Genomic DNA, 17,734 nt, shown 5'->3' on the forward strand with positions numbered 1-17,734 from the left:
ACCTAAGGGTATGAAGCAGATCGCCGCCAGCTTTGCCGGACTTCTTCGCGACGAGCGTGGCGCCACCGCGATCGAATACGCCTTCATCGCCAGCCTGGTTTCGATTGGCATCGTCGGTGCTGCCACGCTGATCGGCACACGCCTCAGTGTGCTGTTCGAGGCGATCATTCCGGGCCTGACCAGATAGCCTGCGACCGGGCAGCTCTCGGCCTACTCTGCCGCCACCTTGAAGCTCGCCAGATTATCCAGGCTCTGGATGATGTGCTCGGCCAGCGCGTTCGACAGCACCGAAGGGTCGAAGCGCGTGCGCAGCAGCCCGATCTTGCACGAGGGTAGGGTGGCGTATCCTTCGGACGGGCCGAGGATGCGCATGCCCGGCCGCACCGCGCTTTCCGGCAGCACCGAAACCGCAAGGCCCGCCAGGACGGCCGCCCCGACAGCCGTCGAGTTCCAGCTCGCATAGAGGACGCGGAAGCGGCGACCCTTCGACTCCAGCGCGTCCACTGCCGCCTGGCGCCAGTTGCAGGTCGGCCGGCCGAGCGCCAGGGGCAGCGGGTCTTCCTCATGCACGCCGTGGCGCGCCGAGGTAACCCATAGTAGCGGCTCGATCCGGATGATCTCGCCCTGTCCGCGGCTTTCGACATGGGTGATGATGGCAAGGTCGATGTCGCCGGTCGCGATGCGTTCGGCCAGCATCGGCGTCGGCTCGCACACGACGGTGACCTCGGCGCGTGGATTCGAATGGGCGAAGCGCGCGAGAATCTCCGGGAGATAGCGGTCGGCATAGTCGTCGGGCACGCCGAGGCGGATGCGGCCTTTCAGATCCGCATCGGCGAAGGAAGCCACGCATTCGAGATTCAACCGGACGATGCGGCGCGCATAGTCGAGCAAACGCTCGCCATCCTCGGTCAGCTTGGCATGGCGGCCGTCGCGCCCGAAGAGGGGGCGGCCGACGCGCTCCTCCAGGCGCTTCATCTGCATGGAAACGGCCGACTGCGTCTTGAAGACGATCTCGGCGGCGCGGGTGAAGGAGCCGGTATCGGCGATGGCGACGAAGGTCTTGAGCTGATCGGCATCGAGCACATGCGCCATTGGCGATCCCCATCCACTGCTCATCAATATCAGTGTTGCGAGACATCATAACCATTCGTTTGGCTGATGACCAGTGCCTCGCTATTGTCTGCTCACTCTCTGAGCTTTCCAGTCAATGGCGCGTCCGGGCTGGACGGAGATGCCGAGCCAACTTTCCCTTCCGTTCCGATCCAGGAGGCTGTCATGCTGATCATGACCTTTGTCGCGAAGCCGCTCTCGACCATCTCGTCGGGCGTCACGCGCGTTGCCATTTCCGGTCTCGGCGGGATTGCTCAACTCGTGCGTGCCCTCATTCACCGCCGCGAGGTGATGCGTCTGACCGAGCTCGACGAACGCGGCCTCAAGGACATCGGCCTCGTGCGTTCCGATATTGCCGGTGCGCTGGCGACGTCCTGGTACAAGGATCCGTCGGCCGTGCTTCAGGATCGCTCGGAGGCGCAGGCGGGTGCCGCCGCGGCGCGGCGCGAGCACGCCCAGCTCCATGCTCCGGCACGGCCGAAGCTGGCCGCCAATGCAGATCTAGCGGTTGTACGCTGCGCCTGACCCCTTGGCAGCAGCGCCCCTGCGGGCGGAAGCTTCGTGCTTCCGCCCCTTTTTATGCGATTTGAGCGGCTTTTAGCTGCTATAACGCAAACTTCATCATTTCGACGGAAATCTGTCGCGCCGCTCGGATAGCGGCGGCATCGGATCTGGGCTGTCGGCATGAAACTGTCTTTGCGCCTCAAGGATCTGCGGATTCGCACGAAGATCGCGATCCCGCTCATTGTCATGGGAATGATCGGATTGGGCACGGCGATCTATGCCGGCCAGGAATATGCCCGCATCCAGAAAACGTATTCGGATCTGATCGACCAGCGCGCCACGGCGATCCTCGATTCGGCGCAGTCGACGCTGGCGACGAGCTACATCCTGCGCGATCTCTACAAGGCGATCGCCTATCCCGAATACATGAAGCAGAACGCCACCGCGATCGAGGATGTTCGCAAAGGCTATGATCTCGCGCTGCAGCAGCTGGTCAATGCCAAGATCAGCTTCCCCGATAAACATGCAGAGTTCGATGTGCTGGCGCGGCGGATCACCGAGCTCAAGGCCAAGATCGACGACGTCACCAAGCAGGCGGCGCGCGACGAGGATTTGCCGGCGCTCTCGGTAATGTCCGAGCTCGACCGGGCTTTCGGGGGGATCATCGCCGACGCGGTGAAGCTCAACGGTGAGATCAAGAGCGATACGCAGACGACGGCTCAGGTGCTCGACACCCAGGCCAAGCAGCTCGACTGGCTGATGCTGGTTTTGACCATCGTCGGCACGCTGATCGGGCTTGCCGGCGCGATGATGCTCGCCCGCCTGTCGATCACCAGTCCGCTCGATCAGCTCAAGGAACGGATGGCCGATCTCGCGGCGGGCGACTACGCGGTCGAGATCGAAGGGCAGGCCCGGCGCGACGAGTTAGGGGCCATGGCGCGGACCGTCCAGGTCTTCAAGGAGAATGGTCTCGCGGTGCAGCGGCTCGAGGCGGAAACGGCGGAGAGCCGCGAGGCCTCGGAGGCGCAGCGCCGCTTCGTCGAGCAAGAGCGCGCCGCCCATTCGCAGGAGCAGGTGCGCCTGGCCGCCGAGCAGAGCCAGGTGATGGACGCGCTCGCCGAAGGGTTGGATCGGCTCTCGCGTGGCGACCTGACCTGCCGGATCGATGCAGAACTTGCCGCGGAATACGAGAAGCTGCGCGACGATTTCAACCTGGCTGTCGGCCATCTCGCAGAGACGATCCGGACGATCCAGGCGACCTCCGGCGACGTCGGCAATGCGGCTCTGGAGATCAACACCGGCGCCGACGATCTCTCGAAGCGCACCGAGGAGCAGGCTTCCTCGCTCGAGGAAACCGCGGCGACGACCGAGGAGCTCGCGGCCTCGGTCAAGGCTTCCGCGCATTCCTCGCAACAGGCGGTCGCGCTGGCGGACGAGGCGATGGATGTCGCGCGCAAGGGCGGTGCCATCGTCCAGGACGCGGTCGATGCCATGGCCCGCATCGAGACGGCATCGCGCAAGATCTCGGACATCACCAGCGTGATCGACGAGATCGCCTTCCAGACCAATCTTCTGGCGCTCAATGCGGCAGTCGAGGCGGCGCGCGCCGGCGATGCCGGCAAGGGCTTTGCGGTCGTAGCCTCCGAGGTTCGCACGCTCGCCCAGCGCTCGAGCGCGGCTGCCAAGGACATCACGGCGCTGATCACCGAGTCGGGCGCGGAGGTGGCACAGGGCGTCGGTCTGGTTCGCTCGGCGGGTGCCGCGCTCGAGCGCATCGTCGAGGCCTCGGGCAAGGTGTCTGCCACGGTCTCGGAGATTTCCGCTGCCGCGACCGAGCAGGCGCACGGCATCGACGAGATGAGCCAGGCCGTGGCTCACATGGACGAGATGACGCAGCAGAACGCGGCTCTTGCCGAGGAGAGCGCGGCTTCCGCCACGGCCCTCGCCAGTCAGATCCAGCGCCTCAACGATCTCGTCGCCAGTTTCCGCACGCATGATGGCGTTGCCGAACTGCGCAGCATGGCCGCGGCCATGGCGGCACAGGTCGGCGAAGGACGGCTGCGCGCCTGACGCCTGCCTGATCAGCCGGTCGGGATTGGCCGGCGCTTTCCGGCTTTCGGCGGCCGTCCGGCTTCAGCGGCGTCCCTGGCTGCCGCCGAGCATGGCGTCGAGGATCGACTTCAGGGCGTTCTGATGATCGTCCTGGATCTGGCGGCCGTGCTCGAACATCTGGTTGAGCGCGTCGAGGCCGATAGAGCCGGGGCCGGGAGCCTGCGAGGACGAGGGCGCCTCTTCAGGTTCGGGCTCCGGCTCGGGCGCGCGGCGCGGCGGCGGCGCGCTGCGCGATGCGGGGGTGGGCTCGGTTTGCGGAACGGCCGCGCCACCGAACATGCCGCCGAGAATCTGGCCGAGCGCGCCGCCGAACGGGTCCGTCGGGTTGGCTTGAGGACTGGTCTGCGGCTGGGCTCCCGCCTGCCCGAACATTCCCTTCAGGATCGCGTCGAACGGATTGGCCGGCATCTGCGGCTGTTGCTGCGGCGCGGGCTGCATGCCCGGCATCTGGCCGCGCATCATTTCGGCGAACTGGCCGAGAATGCCGCCGAGCCCTTCATTGCTGCTCGATTTGGACAGGCCGCCCATCAGCATCGCTGCAATGACCGGGAGCATCTGCTTCAGGATCGCTTGGCTGACGCCGCTGGTCGCCGCCGCCTGCGCTGCGATGGCCTGGCTGACCTCGCGCGAGCCGAAGATCTGGCTCAGCACGTCGTTTCCTGCCGATTGCGCACCGGTGGGGATGCCGCTGCCGGCTGCCTCGAAGAAGCGGGCATAGGGCGAGGCCGTCATCATCTGGGCCAGCGCGCCGAAGGCGAATGGGTCCTGCGTCTGCCGTTGCAGCCCCATCGAGAAGGCCGGCAGCAGCGCATCAAGCGCGGCCTGGGTCTGCTGCAGGCTCAGTCCATATTGCTGGGCGAGATTCGGCACCGCTCGACCATTCTGTGCCGATTGCATGATATCGAACAGATTCATCATGGATGCCTCCCCAGGCCGGCGTTCAGTTCCGTGCCTGAGCGGACGATAGCAGGGTGTCCTTGTCTGGCAAATCGAGGGTGGCCCGGCGCTGCAGCGCTTCGCGCTCCAGCCGGGCGATGCCGCGATAGGCGAAGACCAGTGCCAGCACGCCGAAGGCGACCGCACCCAGCGCCGAGCCGGCAAGCGCGCCCTTGGGCCCGGCCATCTGCGCGCCGAGGAATGCGAAGGGCATGGTGCCGAGCGTCGCGCGGCCCCAGCTGAACAGCGTCGACAGGAACGGCATGCCGAGATTGTTAAAGGCGGCATTGGCGACGAAGAGCATGCCGACGAAGAGCCACATCGGTCCGGCGATCAGGCAGAAGAACTCGACCAGCTCTGCCGTAAGCCCCACGGCGTGGAAGGCGGAGACGATGACGCCGCGCAGCGAAAGCAGCAGCAGCCAGGAAACCAGCACGCACCCGCCAGCGAAGATCGCCGAATCTGTCAGGCCGCGCCGCATCCGGTCGAAGCGCCCCGCGCCCCAGTTCTGGCCGAGGATCGGGCCGACCGCGCCCGACAGGGCGAACACGGCACCGAAAGCCACTGGCACGAGCCGGTCCATGATCGCGAGCGCCGCCACCGCCCCATCGCCGAAGCGGGCGACGACGCCTGCGAAGACGGCGTTGGCGATCGGGTTGGAGAGGTTGGTCAGAATGGCCGGCCCGGCAATGGCGAAGGTCCGGGCGCTGTCCTGGCGAATCCAGCTCAAGCGCGGCCGTGCCATCATGCCGTGGACGACCACGGTCGCGTGGAAGCCGATGGCCACGATGATGACACGCGCCAGCACGATCGCGATCGCCGCGCCGTCCGGCCCCAGCCCGAAGCCGAAGATCAGCAGCGGATCGAGACCGGCGGTGGCGATGCCGCCGCCGAGGGTCACGAACATTGCTCGGCGCGCATCGCCGACGGCGCGCAGCACGCCGGAGAAGCCCATGCCGATCGCCATCAGCACGTTTGAGGGCAGGGTGATGTGCAGGAAGGAGAGGGCGACCGCATAGGACTGGTCATGCGCGCCGATGGTGCGCAGCAGCCAGGGCAGCAGCGGCAGGGCGGCGAACGACAGCACCAGCGCAACCAGCGCCATCAGGACCATGGTCGAGGCGGCAATGCGCCGCGCGCCCTCGCGGTCACCGGCGCCGATGCTGCGCGAGGTCAGGGCGGCGACCGCGATCATCAGGCCGACATTCACCGAGATCATCAGATAGAGCACGATGGTGGCGAAGCCGACGCCGGCGGTGGCCTCGGGGCGCCCGAGCCAGGAGACATAGAGCAGCGACAGGAGGTCGACGACGAAGACGGCCATCAGTCCGATCGAGCCCGTCGCCGTCATCACGGCAACGTGGCGCATCAGCGGGCCTTCAACAAAGGCGGCCTGCGCCGGCCGGGTGGAAGAGCTGCTCACCGCTCGGGCTCTCCGACGCCGCCGACAGAGACCTCGGCCCCGCCATCGGCAATGACCTGCTCCGTCTCGGCATTGAGGGCCTTGGGCTTGCCCTTCGGCTTGACGATCGGCTCCGGCGTCACGCGCGGCACACGGTTCAGCGCGGCGGCGATCCCCTCGCTGAACTGGATCTCCATGCGCTGGGCATCGCGGTCGCGGACGTGGTCGATCACGAAATCGGCCTCGTCATGGCTCAGGCCGAGGGCCTCGAGCGTGACACGGCCGAAACCGAGCGCCGATTCGAAGGTTTCGCGCATCTGGTAGTCGACATTGGCCTTCATCAGTTCGATCGCGTGGATGCGGTCGAACGAGCGCACATGCACGCGCACCTGCGGAAACTCGGCCTTGACCATCTCGACGATGCGCAGCGCCGCGTCCTTGTTGTCGATGCAGACGCAGATCACCTTGACCCGGCCGGCGCCCGCGGCACGCAGCACGTCCAGGCGCGTCCCATCGCCGTAATAGACCTTGAAGCCGAAGCGGGCGGCGGCGCGGATCTGCTCGACGTCGGAATCGATCACGGTGATGTTGATGTGCTGGAGCAGCAGCGCCTGCGTCACTACCTGTCCGAAACGGCCGAAGCCGACCACCATCACCTGGCTGTCGCTGATCCCGTCGAAATCCTCCTCCATCGTCTCCGGCGTGACGCGCGAAAGCAGCACCGCATCGATCAGCTTGGCGACGATCGGGCCGAGCAGCATGCTGATCGCCGCGAGCGCCGTCGCCATCGCCGACTGTGACGGGGTCAACAGCCCCTGCGCAAGGCCGAGCGGCAGCAGCACGAAGGCGAACTCGCCGGCCGGCGAGAGCAGGGCACCGGCCCGGATCGCCTCCAGCCAGGAGGAGCAGGAGATTCGCAGGATCGAGGTGACCACGGCGATCTTGAACAGCACCAGCAGCGGCGCAGCCACCGCCAGCAACATCCAATTGGAGGCAACCAGCTCGAGGTCCAGCGACATGCCGACTGCCATGAAGAACAGGCCGAGCAGCACGCCACGGAAAGGCTCGATATCGGCTTCGAGCTCGTGCCGGAAATGGGAATCGGCCAGCATCACGCCGGCGAGAAAGGCGCCCATCGCCATCGACAGGCCGACATGCTCCATCAGCAGGGCCGCGCCGAGCACGATCAACAGCGCGGCAGCCGTCATCACGTCCTTCGCGCCGGTATTGGCGAGGATGCGGAAGAACGGGTTCAGCACGTAGCGCCCGGCCAGGATGATCGCGACCAGCGCACCGAGTGCGATGCCGAGGCTGACGAGCGCGCGCATCGGGCTGCCGGCCTGCGCGCCGCCGGTGGTGGCGAGCAAGGGCAGGAGCGCCAGGACGGGTGCGATTGCCATGTCCTGGAACAGGAGGATCGAGAAAGTACGCCGGCCATAGGCTTCGCTGGCGTCGCCTCGTTCCGCGAGCTGCTGCAGTGCGATCGAGGTGGCGGAAAGCGCCAGCGCCACGCCGACCGCGACCGCGCCTGCGGCGGACAGGCCGAAATACCAGCCGAAGAGACCGATGCCGGCGGCGCTGAGCGCCATTTGCGCCAGGCCGGTGCCGAGAATGTCCTTGCGCATCGAATAGAGGCGCGCCGGCTGCAATTCGAGGCCGACCAGAAAGAGCAGCAGCACCACGCCGATCTCGGCCGTGCTGCGGATGGCGTCGGGGTCCTTGATCACGCCCAGGACCGAGGGGCCGATCACGATGCCGGCGGCGAGATAGCCCAGAACCGCCGATTGCCCGAGCTTGCGGAACAGCGGAACAGCGACCACCGCCGCGGCGCAGAAGGTCAGGATCGGCGGCAGGAAGCTGACATGCGAGGTGGCGTCGGCCATACGGAACTCGTGATCGGAAACGGGCGTGCGATGGCCTGAAGCGGAGCTGCTGCGCGGGCGGCCAGGGTTCTATCTAGGCGCTCGGCGGCAAGACTGCGAGAGGCAATCGACATGGCTGTCCGGCCTGCGCCGCTTCGCTTCCTTGACATCGCCGCCATCCCGCCGAAAGAAGACCGGCATCATCCGGAGTTCATTTCGCGCGTGACCAAGCCGCCGCTCGCCATCCTGCTCTGTGCCCCGCGCGGCTTCTGCGCCGGGGTCGTGCGCGCCATCGACGCGGTCGAGAAGGCACTCGCTCTGCATGGCGCGCCGGTCTATGTCCGCCACGAGATCGTCCATAACAAATACGTCGTCGAATCCCTGAAGCGGAAAGGGGCGGTCTTCGTTGCCGAGCTCGACGAGGTGCCCGACGAGACGCGCCCGGTGATCTTCTCCGCCCATGGTGTCGCCAAGGCGGTTCCGGCGGCGGCGAAGGCGCGCAACCTCTTCGCTATCGATGCCACCTGCCCGCTGGTCACGAAGGTGCATCGCGAGGCCGAGGTGCATCACAAGCGCGGCCGCCACATCCTGCTCGTCGGCCATGCCGGCCATCCGGAGGTCATCGGCACGATGGGCCAGTTGCCGGAGGGGGCGATCACGCTGATCGAGACGCTGGAGGATGTCGCCGCGCTGACCCCGCCAGCCGCCCAGCCGCTGGCCTATGTCACGCAGACCACTCTCTCGGTCGACGACACCCGTGAAATCGTCGAGACGCTGCAAGCGCGCTTCCCGGAGCTGATCGCCCCGCACAAGGAAGACATCTGCTATGCGACGACGAACCGCCAGGAAGCGGTGAAGCGCGTGGCGCCGCAAGTCGACGGGCTGATCGTCGTCGGCTCGCCCAATTCCTCGAACTCGCAGCGCCTGCGCGAGGTGGCCGAGCGCGCCGGCTGCCCGGTTGCCCGGCTCGTCCTGCGCACCGACGAGATCGACTGGGCCGTCTTCGGCAATATCCGCAGCCTCGGCATCACCGCCGGCGCCAGCGCGCCCGAGGTGCTGGTCGAGGAGATTATCGACGCCTTCGCGGCCCGGTACGAGGTCCGCGTCGAGACCGTCTCGACCGCCGACGAAAACGTCTTCTTCCCGCTGCCGCGCGAATTGCGCGGCGAAGCGGCGCCGAACGCGGCCGAGTAAGGCCAGCAGAAGCATTTTCAAGCGAGGCGGATACCGCTTCGCGTGAAGAAAATGCGATGAACCGAAGAGCAAGAGAGCCTGATCTTGGCCGTCTATACCGAAGTTCCCGATGACGAGATGGCTGCCTTCGTGGCGCGCTATGGCATCGGCGACCTGCTTTCCGCCAAGGGCATCGCCGAGGGCGTTGAGAACTCGAACTACCTGATTCACACCACGCAGGGCACTTTCATCCTCACCCTCTATGAGAAGCGGGTGAATCCGGACGATCTGCCGTTCTTCCTTGGCCTGATGCAGCATCTCGCAGGCCGCGGCCTGATCTGCCCGCAGCCGGTGCAGGATAGCCGCGGCGAGATGCTCGGCCGTCTCGCCGGGCGCCCGGCCGCGATCGTCACCTTCCTCGACGGGCTCTCCGTCCGCCGGCCGACCGCTGCCCATTGCCAGGAACTCGGCCGCGGTCTTGCCTTGATGCACGAGGCCGGCGCCGATTTCACCATGGAGCGGGTCAACGCGCTCTCCGTGCCCGGCTGGCGTCCCCTGGCGCATCAGGCGGGGCCGGATGCCGACAAGGTCTCTCCGGGCCTCGCCCGCCGGGTCATGGCGGAGATTGCCGTGCATGAGGCGAGCTGGCCCAAGGACCTACCGCGCGGCGTGATCCATGCCGATCTCTTCCCCAACAACGTCTTCTTCATCGGAAGCCGGCTTTCGGGCCTGATCGACTTCTACTTCGCCTGCACCGACGCCTATGCCTATGATCTGGCGATCTGCCTGAACTCCTGGTGCTTCGAGGCAGACGGCTCGTTCAATCTGACCAAGGGCCAGGCGCTGCTCGCCGGCTACGAGACGGTCCGCCCGCTGAGCTTGGTCGAGATCGAGGCGTTGCCGCAGCTCTGCCGCGGCTCGGCTCTGCGCTTCCTGCTCACGCGCCTCGTCGACTGGCTCAACGTGCCGCCGGGCGCGCTGGTCAAGCCGCATGATCCGCTCGAATACGACCGCAAGCTCGCCTTCCACCAGCGCGTCGTCGACGCCCGCGAATACGGGCTGAAGCGGTGAGCGATACTGTCGAAGTCTGGACGGACGGAGCCTGCTCCGGCAATCCCGGCCCCGGCGGCTGGGGGGCGATCCTCACCTTCAACGGCGTCGAGAAGGAGCTTTCCGGCGGCGAGGCCCAGACCACCAACAACCGTATGGAGCTGATGGCAGCCATCGCCGCGCTCGAGGCCCTGAAGCGGCCCTGCACCGTCGCGTTGCACACGGACAGCCAGTATCTGCGGCAGGGCATCACCGGCTGGATCCACGGCTGGAAGAAGAACGGCTGGAAGACCGCCGACAGGAAGCCGGTCAAGAATGTCGAGCTCTGGCAGAGGCTCGAGACGGCGCTCGGCCGCCACAAGATCGAGTGGAAATGGGTCAAGGGCCATGCCGGCGACGAGATGAACGAGCGCGCCGACGCGCTGGCGCGCGCCGGCATGGCGCCGTTCAAGTCGGGGCGCTAGCGGCTCATCGAAAAGTGATCCTTGCGGCCCCGACGCGGCTTCGCGGCTCGGCTCGGACGATCGCCCTCAGCGCCAGCCGAGCGCCGGTGCGACGTGCTTCAGGATCGCCTCGATCACATGGGCGTTGTAGTCGACGCCGAGCTGGTTCGGCACGGTCAGCAGCAGCGTATCGGCTTCGGCGATCGCCTCGTCCTTCGCCAGCTCCTTGACTAGCTTGTCCGGCTCGGCTGCATAGCTGCGCCCGAAGATGGCGCGGGTGTTCTCATCGATGAAGCCGATCTGGTCGTCACCCTGGTCGCCGCGGCCGAAATAGGCGCGGTCGCGATCGTCGACCAAAGCGAAGATGCTGCGGCTGACCGAGACGCGCGGTTCACGCGCATGGCCCGCCTCCTTCCAGGCCTCGCGATAGGCGCGGATCTGCTTCGCCTGCTGAATATGGAAGGGCTCGCCCGTCTCGTCGTCCTTCAGGGTCGAGCTCTGCAGGTTCATGCCGAGCTTCGCCGCCCACACGGCGGTCGCGTTTGAGCCGGCGCCCCACCAGATGCGCTCGCGCAAGCCTTCGGAATGCGGCTCGAGTCTCAGCAGGCCGGGCGGGTTCGGAAACATTGGCCGTGGATTCGGTTCGGCGAAGCCCTGGCCGCGCAGCACGTCGAGAAAGACCTCGGCATGGCGGCGGCCCATATCGGCGTCGCTTTGGCCCTCGGCCGGTTCGTGGCCGAAATAGCGCCAGCCATCGATCACCTGTTCCGGCGAGCCGCGGCTGATGCCGAGCTGAAGCCGTCCGCCGGCGATGAGGTCGGCCGCGCCGGCATCCTCCGCCATGTAGAGCGGGTTCTCGTAGCGCATGTCGATCACGGCGGTGCCGATCTCGATGCGTTTCGTCCGGGCGCCGATCGCGGCCAGCAGCGGGAAGGGTGAGGCGAGCTGCCGGGCGAAATGATGGACGCGCACATAGGCTCCGTCGGCGCCCAATTCCTCCGCCGCGACGGCGAGATCGATCGACTGCAGTAGCGCATCGCCGGCCGAACGCGTGCCGGATTGCGGTGAGGGCGACCAATGGCCGAAGGAGAGAAACCCGATCTTCTTCATGACGCGCCTGTCGCTGGCTGCGGGCGCAAGATGCGCCCTGCGAGGGGACGGCTCGGCGGCCACTGCAAAGCGGTCCGCTCAAGCCTCCTGCCAATATAGGCGCTTGCATGGCCGTTGCGATTGCACAGGCGCAGGCGTGCCTCTGCGTCTATGCAGCCCGGCTTGTGTCAGATCATGCGAAGACGGCTGTCTGCTCGTCACGCCAGCGGCTGGCGATAGACGATGAAGCCCGACTTGTCGGCAACCTTGTCGTAGAGCTCCTGCGCCTGCAGGTTCGATTCATGCGTCTGCCAGTAGACGCGGAAGCAGTTCTTCTCCCGCGCCATGGCGTTCACGGCCTCGATCAGCTTGCGGCCGACGCCGGTTCCGCGCGCCTCCGGCACCGTGAACAGATCCTGCAGATAGCAGATGTTCCGTTCGCTCCAGGTCGTGCGGTGGATCACCCAGTTGGTGATGCCGAGCGCCTTGTCGCCCTGCAGCGCGATGAAGCCGCCCATCGGCTCCTGACCGCCGGTCAGCCGGTTGAAGGTAATCTCGTCGAGCTCGGGCGGCAGCGTCGCCTTGTAGAAGGTCAGATAGCCCCGCCAGAGCGGCGTCCAGGCGACGCGGTCGGCAGCGGCGAGCGGGCGGATGATGATATCGGACATGCAGGCTTTCCTCCGGCGTAGACGCTAGCCGGGGGGCCGGGCCTTGTCTCATGACAAGCCGCGATCGGATCGATCAACACCCGGAAGAAGCCATGAAAGGAGGACGGCGAGTTGGCGGGGCCGTCAGCGCTCGACCCCAAGCGGAAGTTAGTTGTCCACCCTGCGCGCTAGCACGGCCGCTTCTCCTGTATTCGGTAAACGGAGCATGCCCGAAACCTCGAAGGTCTCCCACTATCCCTTTAAGCCCGCCTCAAGCTTGGCCTGTTAAGCGGAGGAACAGGCTATTCAGGAGGCAATATTGAATAGAGCTCGTGCTTCATCCCTGGTCGTGTTGCTGTCAGGCTTCCTGGTACTGGGTTCGGCTTCGGCACTCTCGCAACCTGCCCGCGCTGACCTGTCGCCACGATTGGCGAGCTTGCTCGTGCTGCCAGGAATGACGATCGAGAAGTCTGCTGCCCAAATACAGAAAGCGTTCATGACGCTCGATGCCAACGGCGATGGCCTGATCGATGAGGCCGATGCCGGGTTGCACGAAGCCTTTCTTGGCGCCAACGCCAAATTTGCCGCCGCCGGACGGTATATGAATGCGGATGCTGACGGCGATGGCTTCGTCACGCGGGAGGAGTTCCAGGCGAGGTACAAGTACGATACGCGTTTCGACGCGGGGCACCTCCTCGCCAGCCGTCGAGAGCGACTGGAGCGCGATCTTAAGTCTTTCCAAGATGCCGATACGGATCGTGATGGCAAGGTCTCATGGGTGGAGGCGGGTGCCGCTCCAACGGGAACTAAGCCGGCCGACCTGTATGGCCTTCCCGTGCTGACCCGCGATGCCATTGCAGCATTTGGAGGCGACGCCCGTAGTGTCGATCTGCAGCGCTTCACCGAGAAAGCCACGGAGCTGATCAAATCGCTCGACGTCGACGGGAACGGTACGGTTTCGCCGGAGGAATACGGTGTTGTCGTGGCCGGCCTCCAAGCTGAGCGCAAAGCTGCAGAGGACCGCCAGGCGATCGCCACGCGTGGAGCTTGCCTGATGCCCAAGGCGTCCGAACGGGCAAAGGTTGTGCTCCTGTCGGCATACGAAACGGATTCGGTGTCGACAGCGACCATCGGCTCGCAGGATGTGACGATCGGTGCGGGCTCCATTCAGGTCGAGCCGGGCGAGCAGCCTCTCTATGTCGTCATAAGCACTTACGGCGGCGTCATCTGGGATTTCACCGGAGCGACCCAGCGCCTCGAACGCGTCGTTCTCAGCTCCAGCTCAGCCGGGCCCGGTTCCGCATCCGGGAAAAACCCTCTGGTCGGGGCAAAAGGGGTAGGAGCCGATAAGATGGTTTTCATGCCTCATACGGGATGCCTGCCGTATTTCAGTCAGACTATGCCGAACGGCTCCAAGACGGCTTTCAGTCAGTCCAAAGGCCCCGAGGCAGCAGTCGCGATCGTGCGCCGAGAGACGGGCAAGGAACCTGTCGTGGCAGCCCAATACGAAGTGTCCGGCTTCTCAGTCCCATCCGGCACCGTCAAGATGCCGCCGGAGGCTACAAAGTCGCGGGCGGCCGCGGCAAAGCTTGGCAGCCCAGTCGCGGGGATTGACTTCAGCAAGGTTGAGCCTTCGCTCCTCGATGGCGCCTTTTCCTTCTTCCCAGGCGGTGTTGTCGCGATTGATCCTTCAACCGTCGTGGCCGTGCAGCCCGTCACAGCCTACGAGGTGCTGCCCAGCCAGCTCGGTTTGATCCAGCTCGTGCAAAAGGGAGTGCTGACCCGCAACCGGAGCGGCGCCTTCCTCATCCATAGCAAAATGCGATTTCCCGCCGGACTCTATGGTGCCCATTCGGCTCGCTTTGTGCTCCTCGATGGAGTTCCAGCCCCCGAGGGCACTCAGGGGCATTCGTGCCTCGCTCAACAGGCGACTGACACCCCAGTTGAAATCCAGAGACCAAAATGCTGAGCGTCCGCTCCCGACCGACCCGAAGCGGACGCTAGCCACGCCGCTTCGGGAGAACGTATGCGCGGTCAGCCGCCGCCCGCCGCGCTTCGGAGCTGGGACTCGATCTTCGTCAGATTGAACGAACCCGGCGTCTGGCTCGGCGGGTAATCCTTCATGGTTTGCAGGAACTTGGCCGCGAGACCCTGAATCGGAACGATGACGAAGACGCGCTCCAGGAACCAGTCATTGTAGACGTTGGCATTGTGTTGCGCCTTCTCGAACGGGTCGCGGCGCAGGTGGAAGAGCAGGGGGACGCGCAGCTCAGTGAAGGGCTCGCGCCAGACGCCGAACGCCTCGCCTCGGTTCTCGAGGAACACGACCTTCCAGTCCTGATAGCGGGCCGCAACGACCTGTCCGTCATCATTGACGTACCAGAATTCATTGCGCGGCGACTCCTTCACCTTGCCCGACAAGTAGTCGAACTGGTTATAGCCATCGATGTAATTCTTGTAGTTGCGCCCGTTGAGCTGCACGCCTTTCAGGAGTTTGTCCTTGATCTCGGGCTCCCCGGCGATTGCCGCGAAGGTCGGCAACCAGTCTTCATGCGCGAAGATGCCGTTCAGCGTCGTGCCCGCAGGGAACCTGCCCGGCCAGCGAACGAAGGCAGGAACGCGGTAAGCACCCTCCCAGTTAGAGTTCTTCTCGCTACGGAATGGTGTCGTGGCGGCATCGGGCCAGGTGTTGTAGTGCGGGCCGTTATCGGTGGAGTAAAAGACGATGGTATCGTTGGCGATGCCGAGATCGTCGACGAGCTTCAGCAGTTCGCCGACCATTCCGTCGTGCTCGACCATGCCGTCGGAATAGTCGTCCTGCCCGGATTTGCCGCGGCTCGCCGGCTTGATATGCGTGCGGAAATGCATCCGCGTCGCATTCCACCAGGTGAAGAACGGCTTGTTGGCACGGACCTGGCGCTGGATGAAGTCCTTCGCTGCCGCCAGCGTCTCCTCGTCGATCGTCTCCATCCGCTTCTTCGTGAGCGGCCCGGTGTCCTCGATCTTGCCGTCGGCGGAGGCCTTGATCACGCCGCGCGGCCCGAACTTCTTCCGGAACTCGGGGTCTTTCGGGTAGTCGGGGTTCTCCGGTTCCTCCTCGGCATTGAGGTGGTAGAGATTGCCGAGGAATTCGTCGAAGCCGTGCTGGGTCGGCAGATGCTCGTCGCGGTCACCCTGATGGTTCTTGCCGAACTGACCGGTCGCATAGCCCTGCGATTTCAGCACCGTCGCCATGGTGACATCGGTCTTCTGCCAGCCCTCGGCGGCGCCGGGCAGGCCGACCTTGGTCATGCCGGTACGGACCGGCACGTTTCCGCCGATGAAGGCCGCGCGGCCCGCGGTGCAACTTTGCTGCCCGTAATAATCCGTGAACGACACGCCTTCACGCGCGATCCGGTCGATGTTGGGGGTCATGTAGCCCATCATGCCGCGGCTGTTTGTTCCATGTTCCGATGTCATCGCCCCAGATCACCAGGATGTTGGGGCGGCGCCCGGACGGTGCGGCGGCTTGAGGCGCCGGAGCGGGCTGCTGCGCCTGAGCGCTGGCGCCAAGGCCGGTCGCCGCGGCAACAAGAGCCGAGCCCGAGAGCAAGATGTTCCGCCGGTTGATATCGGGGCCTTCTTTAGGGGTCGCAAATTGTTCGACCGATTTAACAGTCATATTGCCTTCTCCTCCATAATCTTGAACTTAAAAAGTCAAGCAGATGGCCATCAGAGGCTTGAACAATGCTATTCTCGGATTCTGGATCTTAGGTTGCCTCGGCGTCTGCCGCGGTTTAGGCACCGCGCGCCATCCTGCCGCCAGGCGGCATCGCGAGGAAGTCCGTAACAGTAACAATACGCGTGCCCATAAGGCGGCGTCCCGCCCATGTCGGGCATTCGCCGCGTTGGCCGCCTCGGCACACACAGCCCAACAGAAAAGCCCGCGCGATGACCTCGCGCGGGCTCTGCAATTGGCGGCCGGCAAGCCTTAGAGCTGGCCGAGCATCGTCTCGGCGCCGGAGGCGTCGGCCTTGCCGGCGGCTTCCTCGACGTTGAGGGATTTCACGACGCCGTCTTCGACCAGCATCGAATAGCGCCGCGAGCGCGTGCCCATGCCGAAGCCCGAGCCGTCCATCGACAGGCCGATTTCCGTGGCAAAATCGGCGTTACCGTCGGAAAGGAACTCGATGACGCCGGCGCCGCCGGTCGCCTTCGACCAGGCGTCGAGCACGAAGACGTCGTTGGTCGAGGTCACCAGAATGGCGTCGACGCCCTTGGCCTTGATCTCATCGGCCTTGGCCAGATAGCCGGGCAGATGGTTCTTGTGGCAGGTCGGCGTGAACGCGCCGGGCACGGCGAAGAGCACGACCTTGCGGCCCTTGAACAGGTCCTCGGTCGTCTTGGCAGCCGGGCCATCGACGGTCATGATGCGGAACGTCGCCTGCGGAAGCTTGTCACCCACCTGGATCGTCATTGCGTCTTTCTCCGTGAAGCCCGCGGCGGGAAGGCCGCTTCGCCTCAGGGATTAGGGCTTGCCGGCGGGGATGTCGAGTTCGAGCCGTATCTCGACGGGCTTGGGCGTCCCGCGAACGGTGAAGATCAGGGGGACGGGACCGGCAGCGCTCTTCGGCCGCTCGTTGATGCGGATCTGAGCGGCAACCGTGCCGTCGCCCTGCGGCGTCAGCCGGGATTTACCGAAGGACCATTGGCCGGGCCCCTCGACGAAGATGTCCTCGATCTTGCCCTCCGGGGGCGGCTGCAGGACGAGCCTGAGACCGGGATCGACGACGGTGTCGTCAAGCTTGGCCTCGAGGATCGAGGTCTTCTCCTTTTGCGGGCCGGGCTTCGCCGATACCGGCACGCGCGCCTCGAAACTCTCCAGCCGCGGCGATGTCACGGTCGTGACGCCCGGCTCGAGCCACAGGCTGGCCTCGCCTTTGGCCGGGATGCAGATCTTCTCGCAGACGGCATATTCGAGCTTGAGGACGACCAGGACGGGCCGGGACGGATCGACCGGCTGGACAGAGATCGGAATCACGACTTCCCCGACATAACCGATCGAGTAGCCGGCCGAATCCTGAAATCGCTCCGGAACGGGCCAGCGCACATCGAGCCCGCCGATATTGGTCGAGCCCGACCAGTCGAAGTTCGGCGGCACGCCGAACTCGCCGGGGCTGCGCCAATAGGTCTTGAAACCCGGAGACATGACGATCTCGACGCCGACGCGCTGCTTGCCCGTCGCAGTGGTCGGGCCGGCGATCAGGCGCAGCTTCGCATGCTCGCTCGCCGACCATGGCGACATCGCGGCCTCGGTCGGCGCCTCCTGCGCGTGCGCGGCGGCGCCGAGCGCGAGAGGCATCATGGCCAGCAGGGAAAAAATGCGGTTCACGACCCTGCATTATCCATTGCGAAACCGAAAAGCGA

At 65.4% G+C, this 17,734-nt stretch carries 15 protein-coding genes and 1 pseudogene; 7 read left to right on the top strand and 9 right to left on the bottom strand.

Features of this window, described 5'->3' with window-relative positions:
- The first annotated feature begins 10 nt into the window (after positions 1 to 10).
- Positions 11 to 187 carry a Flp family type IVb pilin gene (locus AC1DEZ_RS20215; RefSeq protein ID WP_441510882.1) on the top strand — a complete coding sequence of 59 codons (177 nt, stop codon included), beginning with the start codon at positions 11 to 13 and terminating at the stop codon, positions 185 to 187.
- 23 nt (positions 188 to 210) lie between these two features.
- On the opposite strand, the gene AC1DEZ_RS20220 is transcribed toward AC1DEZ_RS20215, so the two are convergent.
- Positions 211 to 1,092 carry a LysR substrate-binding domain-containing protein gene (locus AC1DEZ_RS20220; RefSeq protein WP_149130562.1) on the bottom strand — a complete coding sequence of 294 codons (882 nt, stop codon included), beginning with the start codon at positions 1,090 to 1,092 and terminating at the stop codon, positions 211 to 213.
- Positions 1,093 to 1,275: 183 nt separating this feature from the next.
- Here AC1DEZ_RS20220 and AC1DEZ_RS20225 point away from each other — a divergent pair, with 183 nt between their 5' ends.
- Both AC1DEZ_RS20225 and AC1DEZ_RS20230 read left to right on the top strand, forming a co-directional pair.
- On the top strand, positions 1,276 to 1,635 hold the full coding sequence (locus AC1DEZ_RS20225; protein WP_441510883.1) for a DUF1127 domain-containing protein: 360 nt from the start codon (positions 1,276 to 1,278) through the stop codon (positions 1,633 to 1,635).
- Positions 1,636 to 1,794: 159 nt separating this feature from the next.
- A complete protein-coding gene (locus tag AC1DEZ_RS20230; protein ID WP_441510884.1) occupies positions 1,795 to 3,684 on the top strand; it encodes a methyl-accepting chemotaxis protein in 1,890 nt (629 codons plus the stop codon).
- A 63-nt stretch (positions 3,685 to 3,747) separates the two neighbouring features.
- Here the strand turns inward: AC1DEZ_RS20230 and AC1DEZ_RS20235 are convergent, their stop codons facing one another.
- Genes AC1DEZ_RS20235 through AC1DEZ_RS20245 form a run of 3 tightly spaced genes read right to left on the bottom strand, consistent with a single transcriptional unit; the run spans position 3,748 to position 7,947 of the window.
- Entirely contained in the window at positions 3,748 to 4,644 is an 897-nt protein-coding gene (locus AC1DEZ_RS20235; RefSeq protein ID WP_441510885.1) for a DUF937 domain-containing protein, read from the bottom strand.
- A gap of 22 nt (positions 4,645 to 4,666) precedes the next feature.
- Complete coding sequence (locus AC1DEZ_RS20240) at positions 4,667 to 6,085, bottom strand: MATE family efflux transporter (protein ID WP_441510886.1); 1,419 nt, start codon at positions 6,083 to 6,085, stop codon at positions 4,667 to 4,669.
- Complete coding sequence (locus AC1DEZ_RS20245) at positions 6,082 to 7,947, bottom strand: monovalent cation:proton antiporter-2 (CPA2) family protein (RefSeq protein WP_441510887.1); 1,866 nt, start codon at positions 7,945 to 7,947, stop codon at positions 6,082 to 6,084. The genes AC1DEZ_RS20240 and AC1DEZ_RS20245 overlap by 4 nt, the downstream gene beginning before the upstream one ends.
- A 111-nt stretch (positions 7,948 to 8,058) precedes the next feature.
- On the opposite strand from AC1DEZ_RS20245, the gene ispH reads away from it, so the two are divergent.
- The 3 genes from ispH to rnhA all read left to right on the top strand — a co-directional run bounded on the left by ispH (position 8,059) and on the right by rnhA (position 10,613).
- Entirely contained in the window at positions 8,059 to 9,120 is a 1,062-nt protein-coding gene (gene ispH, locus AC1DEZ_RS20250) for a 4-hydroxy-3-methylbut-2-enyl diphosphate reductase (protein ID WP_441510888.1), read from the top strand.
- Between the two features lie 84 nt (positions 9,121 to 9,204).
- Entirely contained in the window at positions 9,205 to 10,170 is a 966-nt protein-coding gene (locus tag AC1DEZ_RS20255; protein ID WP_441510889.1) for a homoserine kinase, read from the top strand.
- Entirely contained in the window at positions 10,167 to 10,613 is a 447-nt protein-coding gene (gene rnhA, locus AC1DEZ_RS20260) for a ribonuclease HI (RefSeq protein WP_441510890.1), read from the top strand. Before AC1DEZ_RS20255 ends, rnhA begins: the two co-directional genes overlap by 4 nt.
- A gap of 66 nt (positions 10,614 to 10,679) precedes the next feature.
- Here the strand turns inward: rnhA and AC1DEZ_RS20265 are convergent, their stop codons facing one another.
- A complete protein-coding gene (locus tag AC1DEZ_RS20265) occupies positions 10,680 to 11,702 on the bottom strand; it encodes an LLM class flavin-dependent oxidoreductase (protein WP_441510891.1) in 1,023 nt (340 codons plus the stop codon).
- Between the two features lie 197 nt (positions 11,703 to 11,899).
- Positions 11,900 to 12,349 carry a GNAT family N-acetyltransferase gene (locus tag AC1DEZ_RS20270; RefSeq protein ID WP_441510892.1) on the bottom strand — a complete coding sequence of 150 codons (450 nt, stop codon included), beginning with the start codon at positions 12,347 to 12,349 and terminating at the stop codon, positions 11,900 to 11,902.
- A gap of 433 nt (positions 12,350 to 12,782) precedes the next feature.
- On the opposite strand from AC1DEZ_RS20270, the gene AC1DEZ_RS20275 reads away from it, so the two are divergent.
- Complete coding sequence (locus AC1DEZ_RS20275; RefSeq protein ID WP_476780559.1) at positions 12,783 to 14,297, top strand: EF-hand domain-containing protein; 1,515 nt, start codon at positions 12,783 to 12,785, stop codon at positions 14,295 to 14,297.
- A gap of 65 nt (positions 14,298 to 14,362) precedes the next feature.
- Here AC1DEZ_RS20275 and AC1DEZ_RS20280 read toward each other — a convergent pair.
- From AC1DEZ_RS20280 to AC1DEZ_RS20290, 3 genes and pseudogenes are all read right to left on the bottom strand, one after another.
- Positions 14,363 to 15,989, bottom strand: a pseudogene (locus tag AC1DEZ_RS20280) (arylsulfatase).
- 309 nt (positions 15,990 to 16,298) lie between these two features.
- Complete coding sequence (locus AC1DEZ_RS20285; protein ID WP_441510894.1) at positions 16,299 to 16,784, bottom strand: peroxiredoxin; 486 nt, start codon at positions 16,782 to 16,784, stop codon at positions 16,299 to 16,301.
- A 51-nt stretch (positions 16,785 to 16,835) separates the two neighbouring features.
- Positions 16,836 to 17,699 (bottom strand): protein-disulfide reductase DsbD domain-containing protein, encoded by an 864-nt coding sequence (locus AC1DEZ_RS20290; protein ID WP_476780560.1) that lies wholly within the window; start codon positions 17,697 to 17,699, stop codon positions 16,836 to 16,838.
- Positions 17,700 to 17,734 lie beyond the last annotated feature (35 nt).

This window comes from Allobosea sp. 10L422 (assembly GCF_056395345.1).

Bases quoted from the DNA above. Each gene is read 5' to 3' on its own strand.
- AC1DEZ_RS20215 (WP_441510882.1), top strand. From the start codon at position 11: ATGAAGCAGATCGCCGCCAGCTTTGCCGGACTTCTTCGCGACGAGCGT.
- AC1DEZ_RS20220 (WP_149130562.1), bottom strand. From the start codon at position 1,092: ATGGCGCATGTGCTCGATGCCGATCAGCTCAAGACCTTCGTCGCCATC.
- AC1DEZ_RS20225 (WP_441510883.1), top strand. From the start codon at position 1,276: ATGCTGATCATGACCTTTGTCGCGAAGCCGCTCTCGACCATCTCGTCG.
- AC1DEZ_RS20230 (WP_441510884.1), top strand. From the start codon at position 1,795: ATGAAACTGTCTTTGCGCCTCAAGGATCTGCGGATTCGCACGAAGATC.
- AC1DEZ_RS20235 (WP_441510885.1), bottom strand. From the start codon at position 4,644: ATGATGAATCTGTTCGATATCATGCAATCGGCACAGAATGGTCGAGCG.
- AC1DEZ_RS20245 (WP_441510887.1), bottom strand. From the start codon at position 7,947: ATGGCCGACGCCACCTCGCATGTCAGCTTCCTGCCGCCGATCCTGACC.
- ispH (WP_441510888.1), top strand. From the start codon at position 8,059: ATGGCTGTCCGGCCTGCGCCGCTTCGCTTCCTTGACATCGCCGCCATC.
- AC1DEZ_RS20265 (WP_441510891.1), bottom strand. From the start codon at position 11,702: ATGAAGAAGATCGGGTTTCTCTCCTTCGGCCATTGGTCGCCCTCACCG.
- AC1DEZ_RS20270 (WP_441510892.1), bottom strand. From the start codon at position 12,349: ATGTCCGATATCATCATCCGCCCGCTCGCCGCTGCCGACCGCGTCGCC.
- AC1DEZ_RS20275 (WP_476780559.1), top strand. From the start codon at position 12,783: ATGACGATCGAGAAGTCTGCTGCCCAAATACAGAAAGCGTTCATGACG.
- AC1DEZ_RS20285 (WP_441510894.1), bottom strand. From the start codon at position 16,784: ATGACGATCCAGGTGGGTGACAAGCTTCCGCAGGCGACGTTCCGCATC.